This is a genomic window from Deinococcus cellulosilyticus NBRC 106333 = KACC 11606, assembly GCF_007990775.1.
Lineage (GTDB): Bacteria > Deinococcota > Deinococci > Deinococcales > Deinococcaceae > Deinococcus_C > Deinococcus_C cellulosilyticus.
In genome coordinates this window covers 1-1100 of sequence record NZ_BJXB01000090.1, presented here as the reverse complement: position 1 = coordinate 1100, position 1100 = coordinate 1, and the positions used below count along the sequence as shown (strand labels likewise).

General features: G+C 61.5%; 1 protein-coding gene. It reads right to left on the bottom strand.

Annotated features, from left to right (window positions below; genetic code table 11):
- The coding region (gene tuf / locus DC3_RS28815) for an elongation factor Tu (protein WP_146892291.1) at positions 1–1100 on the bottom strand (1100 nt) is incomplete at both ends.

Here is a 1100-nt window from a genome sequence, read left to right as displayed (position 1 = left end):
CGCAGACCTTCTTCCATGGCGATGGGCTTGATCAGGTCCACGGTCAGCTCGATGTTGTCACCGGGCATCACCATTTCCACGCCCTCGGGCAGGGAGATCACGCCGGTCACGTCGGTGGTGCGGAAGTAGAACTGGGGACGGTAACCACCGAAGAACGCGCTGTGACGGCCACCTTCCTCTTTAGAAAGGATGTACACGCTGCCCAGGAACTTGGTGTGGGGCTTGATGGAACCGGGCTTGGCCAGCACCTGACCACGCTCGATGTCATCACGGGCCACACCACGCAGCAGCACGCCGACGTTGTCGCCTGCGATGCCCTGGTCGAGCAGCTTGCGGTGCATTTCCACGCCGGTGACGGTGGTTTTCTTGGTGTCGCGCAGACCCACGATTTCCACTTCATCGCCGACTTTGCAGATGCCGCGCTCCACACGTCCGGTGGCGACGGTGCCACGTCCGGTGATGGTGAACACGTCTTCGACGGGCATCAGGAAGGGTTTGTCCACGGCACGCTCGGGGGTGGGGATGTAGCTGTCCACGGCGTCGAGGAGTTCCCAGATGCGGTCAACCCACTCGTTTTCGCCGCGACCAATTTTGTTGTTGGCCTGAACAGCTTCGAGGGCCTGCAGGGCGGAACCTTTGATGACGGGGATGTCGTCGCCAGGGAATTCGTAACGGCTCAAGAGCTCGCGGATTTCCATTTCGACGAGTTCCTGGAGTTCAGCGTCGTCGACCATGTCGCACTTGTTCATGAACACGACGATGTAGGGCACACCGACCTGACGGGCGAGCAGGATGTGTTCGCGGGTCTGGGGCATGGGGCCGTCGGCGGCGGAGACGACGAGGATGGCGCCGTCCATTTGAGCTGCTCCGGTGATCATGTTTTTGACGTAGTCAGCGTGACCGGGGCAGTCCACGTGGGAGTAGTGGCGTGCGGGGGTGTTGTACTCCACGTGAGCGGTGTTGATGGTGATGCCACGGGCTTTTTCCTCGGGGGCCTTGTCGATCTGGTCGTAGGCGAGCTTTTCCACGGTGGGGTCAGCTGCGGCTGCGGTAAAGGTGATCGCGGCGGTGAGGGTGGTTTTACCGTGGTCCACGTGACC